Source organism: Serratia sp. 121840015-1 (assembly GCF_053627655.1).
This window is the reverse complement of sequence record NZ_JBSEYF010000001.1, coordinates 2,519,174-2,533,745: the sequence shown is the minus strand read 5'-3', so window position 1 is coordinate 2,533,745 and position 14,572 is coordinate 2,519,174. Positions and strand designations below refer to the sequence as shown.

Annotated in this window: 17 protein-coding genes; 6 read left to right on the top strand and 11 right to left on the bottom strand. The window is 57.9% G+C overall.

The window, feature by feature from the left end:
* Positions 1 to 79: 79 nt before the first annotated feature.
* The 3 genes from glnH to dps all read right to left on the bottom strand — a co-directional run bounded on the left by glnH (position 80) and on the right by dps (position 2,072).
* Entirely contained in the window at positions 80 to 823 is a 744-nt protein-coding gene (gene glnH / locus ACUXAC_RS12265; protein WP_038880498.1) for a glutamine ABC transporter substrate-binding protein GlnH, read from the bottom strand.
* Positions 824 to 1,161: 338 nt separating this feature from the next.
* Positions 1,162 to 1,428 (bottom strand): DksA/TraR family C4-type zinc finger protein, encoded by a 267-nt coding sequence (locus ACUXAC_RS12260; RefSeq protein WP_038880495.1) that lies wholly within the window; start codon positions 1,426 to 1,428, stop codon positions 1,162 to 1,164.
* 140 nt (positions 1,429 to 1,568) lie between these two features.
* On the bottom strand, positions 1,569 to 2,072 hold the full coding sequence (gene dps, locus ACUXAC_RS12255) for a DNA starvation/stationary phase protection protein Dps (protein ID WP_004939215.1): 504 nt from the start codon (positions 2,070 to 2,072) through the stop codon (positions 1,569 to 1,571).
* 367 nt (positions 2,073 to 2,439) lie between these two features.
* Between dps and ACUXAC_RS12250 the strand changes: the two genes are divergently transcribed.
* Positions 2,440 to 2,985, top strand: coding sequence for an AAA family ATPase (locus ACUXAC_RS12250; protein ID WP_060421270.1), 546 nt, complete (start codon positions 2,440 to 2,442; stop codon positions 2,983 to 2,985).
* Here ACUXAC_RS12250 and nanQ read toward each other — a convergent pair.
* Positions 2,967 to 3,434: an N-acetylneuraminate anomerase gene (gene nanQ, locus ACUXAC_RS12245; protein WP_047728217.1), complete on the bottom strand. Its 468-nt coding sequence runs from the start codon at positions 3,432 to 3,434 to the stop codon at positions 2,967 to 2,969. The genes ACUXAC_RS12250 and nanQ overlap by 19 nt on opposite strands.
* Before the next feature lie 131 nt (positions 3,435 to 3,565).
* Positions 3,566 to 4,453 carry a threonine/homoserine exporter RhtA gene (gene rhtA, locus ACUXAC_RS12240; protein WP_038880488.1) on the bottom strand — a complete coding sequence of 296 codons (888 nt, stop codon included), beginning with the start codon at positions 4,451 to 4,453 and terminating at the stop codon, positions 3,566 to 3,568.
* Positions 4,454 to 4,852: 399 nt separating this feature from the next.
* Here rhtA and ompX point away from each other — a divergent pair, with 399 nt between their 5' ends.
* Positions 4,853 to 5,371: an outer membrane protein OmpX gene (ompX, locus tag ACUXAC_RS12235; RefSeq protein ID WP_019454480.1), complete on the top strand. Its 519-nt coding sequence runs from the start codon at positions 4,853 to 4,855 to the stop codon at positions 5,369 to 5,371.
* Positions 5,372 to 5,457: 86 nt separating this feature from the next.
* Here ompX and ACUXAC_RS12230 read toward each other — a convergent pair whose 3' ends face one another.
* Positions 5,458 to 6,441, bottom strand: a complete 984-nt coding sequence (locus ACUXAC_RS12230) for a nitrilase family protein (protein ID WP_047728214.1) — start codon at positions 6,439 to 6,441, stop codon at positions 5,458 to 5,460.
* A gap of 91 nt (positions 6,442 to 6,532) precedes the next feature.
* Between ACUXAC_RS12230 and ACUXAC_RS12225 the strand changes: the two genes are divergently transcribed.
* The gene (locus ACUXAC_RS12225) at positions 6,533 to 7,405 is read left to right on the top strand and encodes a LysR family transcriptional regulator (RefSeq protein ID WP_180548283.1); all 873 of its coding nucleotides are present in this window, start codon (positions 6,533 to 6,535) and stop codon (positions 7,403 to 7,405) included.
* Between the two features lie 4 nt (positions 7,406 to 7,409).
* Here the strand turns inward: ACUXAC_RS12225 and ACUXAC_RS12220 are convergent, their stop codons facing one another.
* The 5 genes from ACUXAC_RS12220 to ACUXAC_RS12200 form a co-directional block, all read right to left on the bottom strand.
* Positions 7,410 to 7,940, bottom strand: a complete 531-nt coding sequence (locus ACUXAC_RS12220) for a GNAT family N-acetyltransferase (protein WP_060421279.1) — start codon at positions 7,938 to 7,940, stop codon at positions 7,410 to 7,412.
* Between the two features lie 315 nt (positions 7,941 to 8,255).
* Positions 8,256 to 8,831 carry a hypothetical protein gene (locus ACUXAC_RS12215; protein ID WP_308342975.1) on the bottom strand — a complete coding sequence of 192 codons (576 nt, stop codon included), beginning with the start codon at positions 8,829 to 8,831 and terminating at the stop codon, positions 8,256 to 8,258.
* A gap of 123 nt (positions 8,832 to 8,954) precedes the next feature.
* Entirely contained in the window at positions 8,955 to 9,722 is a 768-nt protein-coding gene (locus ACUXAC_RS12210) for a molybdopterin-dependent oxidoreductase (protein ID WP_004939173.1), read from the bottom strand.
* Positions 9,715 to 10,320, bottom strand: coding sequence for a cytochrome b/b6 domain-containing protein (locus tag ACUXAC_RS12205; protein WP_084826574.1), 606 nt, complete (start codon positions 10,318 to 10,320; stop codon positions 9,715 to 9,717). Before ACUXAC_RS12205 ends, ACUXAC_RS12210 begins: the two co-directional genes overlap by 8 nt.
* A gap of 12 nt (positions 10,321 to 10,332) precedes the next feature.
* Positions 10,333 to 10,959 (bottom strand): hypothetical protein, encoded by a 627-nt coding sequence (locus ACUXAC_RS12200; protein ID WP_454266672.1) that lies wholly within the window; start codon positions 10,957 to 10,959, stop codon positions 10,333 to 10,335.
* A gap of 141 nt (positions 10,960 to 11,100) precedes the next feature.
* On the opposite strand from ACUXAC_RS12200, the gene ACUXAC_RS12195 reads away from it, so the two are divergent.
* The 3 genes from ACUXAC_RS12195 to ACUXAC_RS12185 all read left to right on the top strand — a co-directional run bounded on the left by ACUXAC_RS12195 (position 11,101) and on the right by ACUXAC_RS12185 (position 14,558).
* Complete coding sequence (locus ACUXAC_RS12195; RefSeq protein WP_021504273.1) at positions 11,101 to 11,772, top strand: heavy metal response regulator transcription factor; 672 nt, start codon at positions 11,101 to 11,103, stop codon at positions 11,770 to 11,772.
* A complete protein-coding gene (locus ACUXAC_RS12190; protein WP_141958518.1) occupies positions 11,769 to 13,190 on the top strand; it encodes a heavy metal sensor histidine kinase in 1,422 nt (473 codons plus the stop codon). Before ACUXAC_RS12195 ends, ACUXAC_RS12190 begins: the two co-directional genes overlap by 4 nt.
* A gap of 528 nt (positions 13,191 to 13,718) precedes the next feature.
* Entirely contained in the window at positions 13,719 to 14,558 is an 840-nt protein-coding gene (locus tag ACUXAC_RS12185) for a winged helix-turn-helix domain-containing protein (RefSeq protein WP_084826572.1), read from the top strand.
* Positions 14,559 to 14,572: the final 14 nt, after the last annotated feature.

Here is a 14,572-nt window from a genome sequence, read left to right as displayed (position 1 = left end):
CGTGGGTATCAGATACAACGAAGCGCAGGGGGTTAAGCGACCCCCTGTGCTTAAGTTAATAGCTTGCCAAATTCACAGCTTACTTAGGTTCGGTGCCGAACCACTTCTTGTAGATCTCGTTATAGGTGCCGTTCGCGCGCAGGGTTTTCAGCGCACCGTTCACCTTCTCGCGCAGCTCGTCGCTGCCTTTAGGGAAGGCGATGCCATACTGCTGTGCTTCCAGCGAATCGCCTACGGTTTTGAACTTGCCGGCGCCGGCCGTCTTAATGAAGTATAGGATGTTTGGCGTGTCGTGCAGCACCGCATCGGCGCGCTTGGTGCCCAGTTCCATGTAGGCGTTGTCGATGTTAGGGAACTGGCGCAGATCCTTGGTTTTGATGTGCTGCTTGGCGTAATCCACCGAGCCGGTGCCGCTCTTCACCGCCACCACTTTGCCGTTCAGATCGTCGATGCTTTTCACGCTGTTGTTGTCGGCGTTGACCATCACCAGCAGGCCGCTCTTGTAGTAGCCGTCGGAGAAGTCGATGGCCTTTTTGCGCTCATCGGTGATGGTGATGCCGGCCAGCGCCAGATCGACGTTTTTGGTCTGCAGCGCCGGAATGATGCCGCCGAAGTCCATCGGTTTCAGGGTGTAGTCCAGCTTCAGCTCTTTGGCGACGGCGGCCCACAGGTCGATGTCGAAGCCGACGTATTTGTCGCCTTGTTTGAACTCAAAAGGAACGAAAGCGGTGTCGGTGGCGACCACCAGTTTGTCTGCTGCGTGGGAACTTACGGCAAAGGCCAGAGAGAGTGCGGCCAGGGAGACTTTAAAAATCGACTTCATGAGAGGAATTCCTGTACAGGTTGCGGATTACCCATTTTTTATATTGCAGTTGGTGCCATGAAAAAATCGTGCCATGTTTTCAACCACTATAAAAACAAAGAGTTAGTGCGTGATGTTGTGCCGGAAAGGCGAATTGTTATGGTTATGCACCAAGGTGAGGCACCAAAATGGTGCGTAAGAATTATCTTGGTGCACGGGGCTATCATTAACCAAATTTTGGCTGTGAAACAACCGTTCTTTAACGTTTTTGCTTCAATATTGATAACTAACTCTAACTTTCATGATGCACTGACGGTGCAAGCGGGGCCGCGAGGGTGCAAAAGGGTGAGCAGATAATGCTAGCGCAACTGGCTGTCTTTGCTGCCGCGCCGGTTGTACAGGCTGGCGGCCGCGTGTTTTTTGTCTTGTTCGGTCTGGCAGGCGAGGCAAAAACGTACGCCCGTTAGCGCCTTGCGGCGCGCCTCGGGGATCGCCTCTCCGCATTCCTGGCAATAGCGTTCGCTCTCGCCGTGCCCGAGCGCTTCACGCGCGCGCTGCACCGCATCGTCGACGGTGGAGTCAATCTGATCTTGTACGGCGCCGTCCGCCGCCCAGCCGCTGGCCATCATAACCTCCTGACAAGGGAACCCTACCGTTTAATATGGGGCGTTTTTCGTACAATGCAACGGTCGCGCAAAAGAAAACAGGCCGGGCAAAGCCCAGCCTGTTCTGCCCGGAACGACGGGCGCTCGGCAACGCTTTCGCGTTATTCGATATTGGATTCGATGAACCACAGGAACTTGTCCAGATCGCGCGAGGCGGCGGTGAACATGTCGGCGGTGTCTTCGTCTTCCACTTCGGTAATCGCCTTACGGATGTCATTCGCTACCGCGCCGTAGCGATCGGCCAGCGCTTTCAGGTGCTCCTGCACGCTGTGGATATTGGTCGGATAGCTTTTCAGCGGCGTGCGATCGTTGACCACCTGTACAGTGCCCAGTGCGACGCCGCCCAACTGCACCACGCGCTCGGCGAAGGTGTCCTGATGCTCGATGATGGCGGTGCGGAAGCCGTCCAGCATTTCATGGACCGCGATGAAGTTCGCGCCGCGCATGTTCCAGTGCGCCTGTTTGGTGATCAGCGAAAGATCGATAAATTGCACGACCTGATGGTTCAGCGCCTTGATGGCGGCCAGTTTGACTTTTTCGTCCAGATCGTTACGGGTATACAGCAGATCAGAAGATTTCGTTTTCACCAGTTTAGCGGTACTCATATCAGATATCCTCTTGATTAGTCGTTGTCCTATTTCGTTACGGGATCAATTATAGCAGGGGTATTTATTTTTGCCGTACGAAAATGGCTATTGCACAAATAGGATTAGCCTAATGGCAATATTTTAATGTGGCTTTTGTTTTTGATTAATGAAATTGATTTTTATTGGTTTTTTTATTTTTTGTTGCAGGTTTATTATTTACCGCAGTGACGGTTTATCCCTGTTATTTTATTTTCATTGAGCATGCCGGCCTCAGAAGAATATCCACTTTGTTATCGCGGTGTTAATTTTAAGCCTATTCAGATTGATAGCCGTAATTGATGCAGTTACAGTAGGGAGATTATCCCCTCTCTATGAGTGGCGAGTGATGAAAATTAACGTCGTCGGCACCAGCGGCAGCGGTAAAAGCACCCTGGCGCGTCAACTGGCGGAGCGGCTTGACGTGCCCTATATCGAGATGGACAGGCTCTATTGGCGGCCCGAGTGGCAGGGAACGCCCGATGACGCATTCCTGGCGCGGCTTGAGCAGGCGCTGGCCGAAGCGGGCGAAGGCTGGGTGCTGGACGGCAACTACAGCCGCACGCAGCCGATCAAGTGGCGCGAGGTCGACTATATCCTGTGGCTGGACTACGGTTTCGGGCGCACGCTGTGGCAAGCCGTGCGCCGCGCGTGCCGACGCGCGGCCAGCAAACGTGAGCTGTGGCCGGGCACCGGCAACCGGGAAAGTTTTCGCCGTTCTTTCTTCAGCCGCGAGTCGATCGTACTGTGGACGATCCGCACCTACGCCAAAAATCGGCGAAAATACCTAGCGGAAATGGCCGGCGCCGGGCGCTGCTTCATACGCTTGCGCTCTCCCCGCCAGGCCGCCGATTTTTTACGGGCGTTGCCGCAGGGTCACAGCAGCAGGCGGTGATGGATCCTCACCACCGCTTTCTTGATGTGCTGCGGCCGCTGCCACAGGCAGCCGGTTTTGTGCGGCTCCATTTGGAAAAAGATCGCGAACATGCCGTGCGTCATGTGCAGCGTTTGCGGATGGCGTTTGATGTCCAGCAGCAGAAGGTCGCTATTTTCTGCGTGGGGCTGTTCGCGATGCCCGTCGCCCGCCAGACCGTATTCGATGCGCTCTTCACCGCTGATCAGCAGATGGAGCGCGATGTACTCCTGATGCATCTCGGCGCGCTTCTGCGCCGCCGGCGTAGTGGTCAGCGTCATGACATCCATAAAGATGTTATCGCCGTCGATCGGGTGATGGCCCGGGGCCAGTTCGGGCAGGTCGCATCGACGCAACTCGGTCAGGGTTGAAACCAGCGCCGGCGCGAGTCCGCGGCCGAAGCGTGGGTTGAACAGGCTGTTGTGAATCACTGTTATTCTCCATGTGAGCGAAAGTCCAAAGTGCCTGCGGTACAGGCTAAGGGGAAGTATGCCGACTTGTCACGAGGAAAACAGTTAACCCGCCTGCATTCCGGCGTTGCGGTCGGCAGGCGGGTTAGCGATCAGGAAAGGCTTTCGAGGCGCGGTTTAGGGCGGATGGTCAGGGCGGAGCCCATGGAGGCGGCGATGATGGCCGCCAGCGCCAGCCATTGCACGCCGCTCAGGTGTTCGCCGAGGAACAGCATGCCTGATAGCGCCGCCATGGCCGGTTCCAGGCTCATTAAGGTGCCGAAGGTGCGCGCCGGGATTTTGGGCAGCGCGATGATCTCCAGTGAATAAGGCAGCGCGGTGGAAAGGATCGCTACTGCCAGCGCCACCGGCAGAATATCGAGGTTGAACAGCACGCTGCCGGTTTGCCAGGCGCCGATCGGGCAGAACACCAGCGCGGCGATCAGCGAACCGAGTGCCACCGTGCCGGGGCCGTGATCGCCGCCGGCCTTCTGGCCGAAGATGATATAGACCGCCCAGCAGGCGCCGGCGCCGAGCGCGCAGGCGGCACCGAACGGATCGATCCCCCCCACGCCGTGGCCGAGCGGCAGCAGGAACCACAGCCCGGCGATCGCCAATGCCACCCAGAGGAAGTCGATCGGCCGCCGCGAGGAGAACATGGCCACCGCCAGCGGGCCGGTAAACTCCAGCGCCACGGCGATGCCGAGCGGCACGGTGCGCAGCGACAGGTAAAACAGGTAGTTCATCGCGCCGAGCGACAGGCCGTAAATCAGCAGCGGCAAGCGGCTGCCGGCGGCGAGGCGCATGCGCCACGGGCGGAAGATGATGAACAAAATCAGGGTGCCGATGAAAAGGCGCAGCGTGGTGATGCCTTCCGCGCCCACGATCGGGAACAGACTTTTGGCCAACGAGGCACCGCTCTGGATAGACACCATGGCGATGATTAACAGACAGATAGGCAGCAGCGCGGAGGGCGCTCTGCCGGAAGTAGGTAACGACATCCTTAACGGGCCTTTTATGCGCCGTTCCTCAGCCTTGAGAAAACGGTCGAAACGGGGATGCGAGCAGTGTAAATGAAATGCGAAAATCTGTCTGAGAAAAGCGCGCATCGCGGTGAAATCCGCCGATCCTCGGATGAGATGTGGCGGATTTGGTCAAAAAGTGCGCTTTTTCTTAAGAATTATCTGGATATTAAATAGGTGATTTTTGTCACAGAAAGCCGTAGAATACGGCCGAAAATAGAGCGAAAAGAAGAAGATACACTGTTCTTGAAATCTTCTGTTACACGATATAAAGCATTAGACACTCATTTCAAGGCAGAGTTTCACGCTAATTTTTGTTATATTTTCAAAGCATGAACAAATGGATGTACTTAATAATAAAACGCGTTTGAGGTGGTTATGAAAAAAATTGCATGTCTTTCCGCAGTAGCAGCTTGCGTATTAGCAGTTAGCGCAGGTACCGCATTCGCTGGTCAGAGCACCGTATCCGCTGGCTATGCGCAGGGTGATTTCCAAGGCGTTGCTAACAAGGCCGACGGTTTCAACCTGAAATACCGTTACGAGTTCGACAACAACCCACTGGGCGTAATCGGTTCCTTTACCCACCTGGAAAAGGACGGTTCTCAGGACGGTTTCTACAACAAAGCTCAGTACAACTCTATCTCTGCCGGTCCAGCATACCGCATCAATGACTGGGCGAGCATCTACGGTCTGGTTGGCCTGGGTTACGGTAAATTCACTACCAACGCTCAGAACGGTACTTCTCGTCACGACACCGCTGACTACGGCTTCACCTACGGTGCCGGTCTGCAGTTCAACCCAATCGAGAACGTTGCCCTGGATGTCGGTTACGAGCAGAACCGCATTCGTAGCGTTGACGTTGGCACCTGGAACGTTGGCGTAGGCTACCGCTTCTAAGTGTGTTCGTGCCTGCGGGCATGAACCTGCGGCAGATTTTGCCGCACCGATAAAAAATCCGCCTCCGGGCGGATTTTTTTTATCTGTTATCGGCCGCCGCGCCCCGTCGGCTGCGTTGAAAAGCGTGCGCTGCGGGCATCGCGCTCATAGCCTTGTGGTTCGGTCAATAGCCCGTACAGCTCGGGGCGGCGTCCGTAAATCCAGCGACGGCCAGTGCTGAGCGGGATCAGCGTCAGATCGAGTTCGGCGCTGACCATCCGGTCTTCCGCCGCCCAGGTCTCTGCCACGATGCGGCCGTAAGGATCGAGGATCATCGCGTTGCCGGTGCGTATCTCATCGTCATCGCGGCCCACGCCGTTGCTGAACAGCAAGAACAGCCCGTTGTCGTGAGCGCGCGACGGTAGCCAGCGCATCAGCCAGCCGCGGCCGTGTTCGCCGCGAAAGGCGGCTTCTATCGCCTGCGGATCTTCCGCACGCCGTTGCCACAGCGCCTGCGGGATCGGCTTCATGCCGTGCGGGCTGCGCGAATGGGTGCCGCCGGTCTGGTGCGGGGCGATCAACACCTCCGCACCCAGCAGCGCCGTGGCGCGCACATTCTCCACCAGATTGTTGTCCCAGCAGATCAAGACGCCCACGCGCACGCCCCAGGGGGTATCGAACACCGTGTAGCGGTCGCCGCTGGCGATAGCCGGGTGTTCGAAGGCGTGCAGTTTACGGTGCACATGCAGCTCGCCGTCCGGCAGACAAACGGCATAGGCGTTGTAGCAACGGCCGTCGTCGCCCAGCTCGATCAGCCCGACGCCGATCGCCATGTTGTAACGCTCCGCCAGCGGGCGAATGCGCGCCAGAGAAGGGCTGCTCGCGATCGGCTCCGCCAGCGCGCGCACCTCGGCGTCGGACAGATGGCGCACGTGCCAATAGCCGGTGATGCACATTTCCGGGAAGGCCAGCAGCTGTATCTGCTGCTCGGCCGCCTCCGTGATAAAGCGTTCCATGGTCGACAGGTTGTAATTCTTATCGTTGGCGCGATGCTGGAATTGCACCGTGGCGGCGCGAAGTGAAGGGGTCATGGTGTCTCTCCGGTTGGGGTCTGCGTTGATTACAGCAGGTGGATTGATTACTGTATAATCAATTAAATTCCCTATTCGATAACCTGATGGAATGGATATAAAACAACTGCGCGCCCTGGTGGCGCTGGCCGAACAGGGCAACTATCGGCAGGCGGCGAGCCTGCTGTGCATCAGCCAACCGGCGCTGAGCAAGCAGATTCAAGCGCTGGAAACCCAGCTCGGCGTTCGGCTGTTCGAGCGTGGCCGACAGGGGGCGGTGCTCACCGCCGGTGGGCAGCGGCTCTACCCGGAGGCGCAGGCGCTGGTGGAACAGTACCAGCAGTTTCAGCGGCGCGCCCGGCGGGTAGCGCTCGGGGAAGCGGGGCGGCTGGCGCTGGGATTTGGCCTCTCCAGTTTTCATCTGGCGCCGCAGCTGGTGGCCGCCTTTCGCCAGCGTTTTCCCGAGGTGGTCATTGGGCTGGAGGACATGCCGTCGGAGCGGCAGTATCAGCTGTTGCTGCAGGGCGAGTTGCAGGCGGGATTCGTGCGCTTACCGGTCACTACGCCGCTGTGCTGTGTGGCATTGCTGAGCGACCGGCTGGTGCTGGCCGCGCCGGGCGCGCTGGCGCTGCGGGCCGACGACCTGATGGCGCGTTTCAATCAGCTGCCGCTGTTGCAGCTGACACCGAAACGCGGGCGCGGGCTGAGCGATCAGTCGCTGCGGTTTATCGCCGCTCACCGGTTGACGCCGAACGTGGTGCAGCAGGCCGGCGATATCCAGACGCTGCTGGCGCTGGTCGCCGCCGGCGTTGGCGTCGCGCTGCTGCCGCACAGCATCACGCACATCGCGCCGGCCGGCATCGACATTCTGCCGCTGAGCGGCGAAGAGACGGAGTGGCAGGTCGGTATCGCCTGGGATCCGCAGCGCGCGGACGTGCTGCGGGACAACTTCATTCAGACGGCGTTGGCGGTGCAACGCGCTTAGGCATTCAAAGCGGGCAGTGCATCACGACGATCGGGCTCTGGTGATACTCGCTGCGGTGGCTTTCGCAGAAACCGACCTTTTTCGCCAGCGCCAGCGAAGCCTGGTTTTCCGGCGAGATGATGCAGACGGTTTTCTCGCCCGGCAGGTGCGTTTTACCCCAGGCCAGCGCCGCCCGCAGTGCCTCGGTGGCGTAGCCTTTGCCCTGCGCCGAGCTCACCAGCGTCCAGCCCATTTCCGGTGCGTCGAGCGCCGGGGTGATATCGCGCAGGAAGTTGGAAAAGCCGATGCTGCCGAGGTACTCGCCGCTCAGTTTGTCACGCACCGCCCAATACCCGTATCCCAACAGCGCCCAGTGGCCGACGTAGCGCATCAGGCGCCCCCAGGAGTCCTCCCGGTCGCGCGGCGTGCCGCCGATATAGCGCACCACCTGCGGATCGGCCCACAATGCGGCCAGCGACTCGAAGTCGTCCAGCGTGTGCGCGTCCAGCCGCAGACGTTCGGTGATAAGCGTTGGCGCGGTGTTGATTACGGTCATGTTGCTGCTCCTGCACAGGGTGAAAGGCGATGAAAAACAACGGAGTTCAGTATGCCAGAGAAATCACATCGCCAGCCACAACGGCCGGGTGAACAGAAAGCCGCTCAGGCCGAGCAGGGTGGTCAGCTTCGTCTTGGTCTTGAGGCCAGCCTCCGCCGCACAAGAGGCCATCGAGCAGGCGGGGCTTGGGTTGCTGACGGTAGGGGAAGAGGAAATACGAACCGGAATCAGGATGAAAGTTCGCTATCGATGCCACTGGCGGGCGCTTCACTGGCTTCAGCACCGCCGCGTTCACGCCATTCGCGGCGCCTTTGTTCAGCCCATTCTTCGTGGAAGGTTTGCATTTCTCTTTGGTGCCGTTCCTTTATGCTCATAGGAGTTGGGTGGGATTCTGCCGTTAACAGGCGGTATTTCGATGACATATAATCCGTCCTCAATAAGCCCTTGGCTGTACAAATAATGTACGCGATGCGCATGTTTTTTCAAGAGCGAGTCATAAATTCTGGCTAACGCTGGCCTGAGCGGTACGCTGAAAAGCAATCTCGCTTGGTATTGCGCCACAAAAGTGACGATCGCCTGGCCGATGCCATTAATGAATAGCTGTTCTCCTTCATCTCGGGTGTATGCCATTCTGGTATAGGTATCAAATAAGGATTTGGTTACTTCGGCGCGGGTTTCCAACGCCCTTACATCGTACAGTTCCATGACGTAAGCATTGTCCAATACTTCCGAGGCAGGATAAGCCCCAATAAGCCATTGACGCATCCTTAACGTCGCTTTTTTAAAATCAAGGTAATACGCAGCAACGCTGCTGGCTTTTTTAAAAACCGTTATTCGGTACCTATATTCCGTGACAGGTCGTGCATTGATCTCCCTCACATCAATCTCCATGATAAAAATCCTTTTTACTATTATTTTTCCTATAGTTACCCCCGTTGTGACGAACAGATTATTAACCGCGGCGGAGAAGATCCGCCAGCCGCCGATGAGGCTTATGCGCAGCGCCGCGCAAAACTAAATGCCGCTGAACCAGTTGTAGCCCTGATCTTCCCAATACCCGCCCGGATTGACGTCGCTGACGAAGATCGCGGCGATATGTTTGGCGTTTTTGAACCCCAGTTTGGTTGGCACCCGCAGCCGCAGCGGGTAGCCATAGTCCGCCGGCAGCGCCTTGCCGCCGAAATCCAGCGCCAGGATGGTCTGCGGGTGCAGCGCGGTGGCCATGTCGAGGCTGGAGTAGTAGCGATCGGCGCATTTGAAGCCGACGTAACCGGCATTGAGATCCGCGCCGACGTGCTGCAGAAAGGTGCGTAGCGGCACGCCGCCCCATTGGCCGATCGCGCTCCAGCCCTCAATGCAGATCAGACGCGTGATCTGGCTTTGCTGCGGCAGCCGCTGCAGCTGTTCCAGCGTCCAGGGGGCTTTTTTCTCCACTTTCCCGGCGACCTCAAGCCGGTAGCCGGCGAGATCGATCTCGGGGACGTTGTATTCCGGGTAAAACGCGTTGAAGGGGAAAGGGTGGGTAATCTGATCGGGCCGGTAAGTTTGCGCCAGCCGCTGGCCGCTGAACAGCCAGGCCTGCACCCGGTCGTTCCAGCGCGACATGGCCCACAGCACCTTATCCACCCGATCGCCGTCTTGCAGGTTGCAACCGGTGAGCATGGCGATACCACCCAGCGTCAGGCCGGAACGCAGCATCAGGCGGCGTTGCAGATTGACCAACTGCTTTTTTTGGTCCGGTTCCAGTTTTGGCGCGGTTGCCCGCGGCTTTTTCTCATTCATGTTTGCCACCCGTTATCATCGCCCACAGCGTTTTGGGCACGATGATCACCATAAAGACGTGGATCGCCACGAACAGGCCGATGCCGGCCATGGCGAAGAAATGCACGTAGCGCGCGAAATCGAAGCCGCCAAACAGGGCGACCAATCCCTGCAGCTGAACCGGCTTCCAAATCGCCAGGCCGGACAGCACCAGTAATAGCCCCAGCGCCAGTACGCCGAGGTACATCAGCTTCTGAATGGCGTTGTAGTGGCCATGCCGGTGGCGCAGGCGCAGCGTCAAGGCCAGCCAGATATCCTGCCGCAGCGCGCCGACGCGCAGCGGCAACAGATCGCGGCGAAAATGGCCGCTGAACAGGCTCCACAGCAGATAGCAGACGGCGTTGAGCGCCAATAGCCACATCACCGCCAAATGCCAACCAATCGCGCCGCCCAGCCAACCGCCCAGCGTCATCTGCGGCGGAAAGCGGAAATCGAACAGCGGCGAGGCGTTGTAGATTTCCCAACCGCTCATGAACATGCACACCATGGCGAACAGGTTGATCCAATGAGTGATTCGAACCGGCCAGCGATGCACCGGCCGCGACGCGTTGGTCTTCATGGCTTCCCTCCGTTACATCGGCGGCACGGTGCCGTCTTTGCCGGCGGAAATGCGGGTGGCGATGCGCTCGCCCTTATCGTTGACGGTGGAGAACAGCACGATGTGCACGCCCGGCTTCAGCAGGCTCAAATCGCCCGGATCCAGCGTTACGATCGGCACGTCTTCCGGCACGACGACGGTTTTTTGCTGGTTGCCGTAGGTGACGGTCAGGGTGCGGCCGTTGGATTTCACCAGTTTGCCGACGGTGCCGTTGGTCATGGTGTCCACTTTGCCGTCGGCGGATTCCCAGGCCGAATGTCCTTCGCCGGTGCCGCGCAGGCTGGCGGCGAACACGTGCACTTCCAGCGCTTTGAGCGTGCCGTCCGGCTGCGGCACGGCGGCGGTGCCGATAAAGCTGTCCGGTTTGATGTCGTCCAGCGTGGCTTTGGAAACGCTGAGCACTTTGGTCTGATCGTTCAGCTTGACGCTGAGTGTCTCGCCCTTGCGGTCGGTCAGTCGCAGATTGCCGTCGGCAACCTGGCTGATGGTGCCGCGCAGCGGCGCGATAACCTTGCCCGGCGTTTGGGCAGCGGCGGCCAAGCCGCTGGACAGCAGTAACGTGGATAACAGTAAACCGGCTATACGATGACGGGTAATCATAACGTTCTCCTGAAATGAGTTTGCCGGTTAAGCATGGTTGAGCGATGGGGTCAGCGCCATGGCCGTTTGATGACATTAATGTCATCAAGTTTGTCCGCCGAAACTGCTAGTATTTTTTGCAGACGTAACGAGGTGGTGAGCATGCGAATACTGGTAGTTGAAGACGATATCGGCACAGGGGATTACCTGAAGAAAGGGCTGGGTGAGGCGGGGTACGGCGTCGATTTGGCGCGCACCGGCACCGACGGATTGTTTCGCGCGTTGGAGCAGGACTACGATGCGATCGTGCTTGATGTAATGCTGCCGGGGCTGGATGGTTGGCAGATTATCGAGGTGCTGCGCAAGAAAAGCGACGTGCCGATTCTGTTTCTCACCGCCCGCGATGGCGTACAGGATCGCATTCACGGTCTGGAGCTGGGCGCGGACGACTATCTTATCAAGCCGTTCTCGTTCACCGAGCTGGTACTGCGTTTGCGCACCTTGCTGCGCCGCGGGCCGGCGCGCGAAGCCGATCATTACGCTATCGCCGATCTGCAGCTGGACGTGCTGCGCCGCCGGGCGGTGCGTCAGGATCAGGTGATCCCGTTGACCAACAAGGAGTTCATGCTGCTGCACCTGCTGGTGCGGCGCGAGGGCGAAGTGCTGTCGCGCACGCAAATAGCCTCTCAGGTGTGGGACATGAATTTTGACAGCGACACCAATGTGGTTGACGTGGCGATCAAACGCCTGCGCGCCAAAATCGACCGGCCGTTCGACGTCAAGCTGATCCACAGCGTGCGCGGCATCGGCTATGTCTGCGAGCCACGCTCGTGAGCGGGCGCACGTCACGTCGGCCGGTATCGCTGACGCTGCGCACCGCCACGCTGTTCGCACTGGTGGCCGCGTTGGTGGTGAGCGGGACGGGCGGGTATCTGTTTAGCGCCATGCGCCAGGAAATGACGCTGCGCAGCGATCTGCAGGTGACGGGGCGCGTAGAGTATTTCCGCCATCTGCTGGGGCAGCGCTTTCCTTTGGCTCGCCTGACCGCCAATAACGGCCTGTTTGAAAACATGCTGGGCAATGAACAGGACGTGCTGATTTTCCAAATCCCGGGACAAAAACCGCTCATCAACGTGAACCCGGCTGGGGTGGCATTGCCGCCGATCGCGCCGACGCCGGCCGGTCAGGCGCAGACGTTGGCCGCCGTGCGCGGCGGGGAAACGGCGCAGGGGGTGCCGCTGCGCGCGGCTTCAGCGATGGTGCGCCTGGAAGACGGCAGCCTGTTGCAGATCTCCGCCGCGCACGTGATGGTCAACGAACAGAAGATGCTGGCGCGCTACCTGTGGCGCATCGTCGCGGCGGTGGCGGTGGCTTTCCTGCTGATTGCGCTCCTGGGGTATGGGGTCATGCGCCGAGGATTGAAACCGTTATGGCGCATGGCGGCGCAGGCGGCGCAGATTGCGCCCAATACGCTGTCGACACGCCTCAGCGAGCAGGGGGCGCCGAAGGAGTTGCAGCAGCTGACCCGTTCGTTCAATGCGATGCTCGATCGGTTGAATGAAGGCTATCAGCGGCTGACGCAGTTTTCCGCCGATCTGGCCCATGAGATCCGCACTCCGGTAGGGGCGTTGATGGGCCAGTGTCAGGTGGCGCTTTACCAGCCCCGCAGCGTGGAGGAGTACGAAACCCTGCTGTCGAACAATATGGATGAGCTGGAGCGCATTTCCCGCATGGTGGAAAATATCCTGTTCCTGGCGCGTGCCGGCGAGGCGCAGTCTGCGCTGAACTACAGTCGGCTGGATGTGGCGCTGGAGCTGCGGCGGGTGGCGGATTACTTCGAGGGGCTGGCGGAAGAACGCGGCATCGCGCTGAGCTGCGAAGGTGAGGGAACGCTGAAGGCGGACGCGATGCTGTTCCAGCGCGCGTTGAGCAACCTGGTGGCTAACGCAGTGCGTTATGCCGACGAAAACAGCCGGATCGTCCTGCGGGCTGAACGGCGCGCCGATGCCTGGTGGGTACAGGTTATCAATCAGGGGCCGTCGATCGCGCCGGCACAGCTGGAAAAGCTGTTCGATCGCTTCTATCGCGCCGATCCCGCGCGCAGCGCCGGCAATCATGCCAGTGGGCTGGGGCTGTCTATCGTGCGCGCCATCATGACGCTGCACGGCGGTGAAGTTCGCGCGCAGTGTTCCGATGGCCGGGGTTCTGCTTGCTTGACCTTTAGCCTGATATTCCCCTCATCAGTTCAATGAGCTACCGCGAATGTTTTCGCCTGTTGCGGAAAACGCGACAGGCGCCATTCGTAAGTTTTTCCTTTCATTATTGTTTCCCACCGCCTTGGCTGAACCCAAAATTTAACATTTGCGACGCGGCAAACGCGTTAATTCATCGGGCTAATGCGGATGGACTGCGGTCTGTGATTACGCTCAACATTCACGTGTTATTATTTTTTTATTAAAATTTAGTTCTGCGGTCTTTTTTTGAGATGATTTTCCTTAAAATGGATAATTTGCGACACAAAAAACTAACTTTGTGGTTTTTGTCGCGTCAATATATCAATGAATGAGGTGATTGGTTAACCTTTGGTTATGGTTTGCAAGAAAAATCCTATATAAACGATGGTGAGGTGACAAAGCGTATTTCGTGGCGTTAATTGAGTGGTTTTTCTTGCCTGTGCTTGGGTATTTTCGCGAATTACCTGATTAAATATTTATTTAATATTTCATTAACATTTGACGCCAAACTATAAATGATCGCTATAGTGAAAACATGTGAATAAAATGAAATATAGATTTAATGACCATATTCTCTTTGACGCAGACACCAGAACCCTTAGCCCAACAGATTTTTCTGACGATCCCATATCCATATCCAGTCCTTCCAAACGGTTGTTGCTGCTGTTGATTGCCCACCATGGCGAGGCCGTAGGGCGTGAACTGATATTCAAGAAGGTCTGGGATGATTACGGCATGGTGTCCAGCAATAATAATCTTAATCAGTGCGTCAGCAAATTGCGTCGGGTGATTAAAAACCTCGGCGTCGAGGATGAGGTCATTGTTACGGTTCCTAAAGTGGGTTTTATGTTGCGTGATGAGATTACCATCGAGTCTTATGAGGACGCGGAAGATATTCACGACGCGGAACCTGCCGCGGCTGTGCCGGGATCTGCGCCCGCAGCGGCGGTCAATCCGGCGTCCGACATCGTCATCGACGGGGCCTCTTCTCATCTTGGTTATTCCCGCCGCGGGTGGCTGATGTTCAGCGCGATGGTTCTGGGGGGGATCCTCATGGCTATTGCTGTCACGGCCTATTTCAGCGGCTCGGGGGCCCGGCAGGAGAGCTACCTGGGAAAGTCGGGCAACTGTAAGGTTTTCATGTCGTTGCCTGATGCCTCGGCGACGGTCAACGCCAGCCTGAATCGGGACATTCTGGCTTACGCCGCGCACCAAACGGGAGAATGCAGCGGCGATGAGTTTTTGCTGGTGGTGCGCAGCAATCAGGTCAGGGCTTACATTTCCGGCATTTCCCGCTTATTCCTGCTGCGCTGCAAGATCTTGCGCGAACATAAAATGGAGATCTGTTCAGGATTGGAAAGCGACAATGCTGAGTTTATTAATTGACCATTGATAGCCGC

What these genes read in the sequence shown, in the direction of transcription:
- glnH (WP_038880498.1), bottom strand. Translation starts at nt 823, where the DNA reads ATGAAGTCGATTTTTAAAGTCTCCCTGGCCGCACTCTCTCTGGCCTTT.
- ACUXAC_RS12260 (WP_038880495.1), bottom strand. Translation starts at nt 1,428, where the DNA reads ATGGCCAGCGGCTGGGCGGCGGACGGCGCCGTACAAGATCAGATTGAC.
- dps (WP_004939215.1), bottom strand. Translation starts at nt 2,072, where the DNA reads ATGAGTACCGCTAAACTGGTGAAAACGAAATCTTCTGATCTGCTGTAT.
- ACUXAC_RS12250 (WP_060421270.1), top strand. Translation starts at nt 2,440, where the DNA reads ATGAAAATTAACGTCGTCGGCACCAGCGGCAGCGGTAAAAGCACCCTG.
- rhtA (WP_038880488.1), bottom strand. Translation starts at nt 4,453, where the DNA reads ATGTCGTTACCTACTTCCGGCAGAGCGCCCTCCGCGCTGCTGCCTATC.
- ompX (WP_019454480.1), top strand. Translation starts at nt 4,853, where the DNA reads ATGAAAAAAATTGCATGTCTTTCCGCAGTAGCAGCTTGCGTATTAGCA.
- ACUXAC_RS12230 (WP_047728214.1), bottom strand. Translation starts at nt 6,441, where the DNA reads ATGACCCCTTCACTTCGCGCCGCCACGGTGCAATTCCAGCATCGCGCC.
- ACUXAC_RS12225 (WP_180548283.1), top strand. Translation starts at nt 6,533, where the DNA reads ATGGATATAAAACAACTGCGCGCCCTGGTGGCGCTGGCCGAACAGGGC.
- ACUXAC_RS12220 (WP_060421279.1), bottom strand. Translation starts at nt 7,940, where the DNA reads ATGACCGTAATCAACACCGCGCCAACGCTTATCACCGAACGTCTGCGG.
- ACUXAC_RS12215 (WP_308342975.1), bottom strand. Translation starts at nt 8,831, where the DNA reads ATGGAGATTGATGTGAGGGAGATCAATGCACGACCTGTCACGGAATAT.
- ACUXAC_RS12210 (WP_004939173.1), bottom strand. Translation starts at nt 9,722, where the DNA reads ATGAATGAGAAAAAGCCGCGGGCAACCGCGCCAAAACTGGAACCGGAC.
- ACUXAC_RS12205 (WP_084826574.1), bottom strand. Translation starts at nt 10,320, where the DNA reads ATGAAGACCAACGCGTCGCGGCCGGTGCATCGCTGGCCGGTTCGAATC.
- ACUXAC_RS12200 (WP_454266672.1), bottom strand. Translation starts at nt 10,959, where the DNA reads ATGATTACCCGTCATCGTATAGCCGGTTTACTGTTATCCACGTTACTG.
- ACUXAC_RS12195 (WP_021504273.1), top strand. Translation starts at nt 11,101, where the DNA reads ATGCGAATACTGGTAGTTGAAGACGATATCGGCACAGGGGATTACCTG.
- ACUXAC_RS12185 (WP_084826572.1), top strand. Translation starts at nt 13,719, where the DNA reads ATGAAATATAGATTTAATGACCATATTCTCTTTGACGCAGACACCAGA.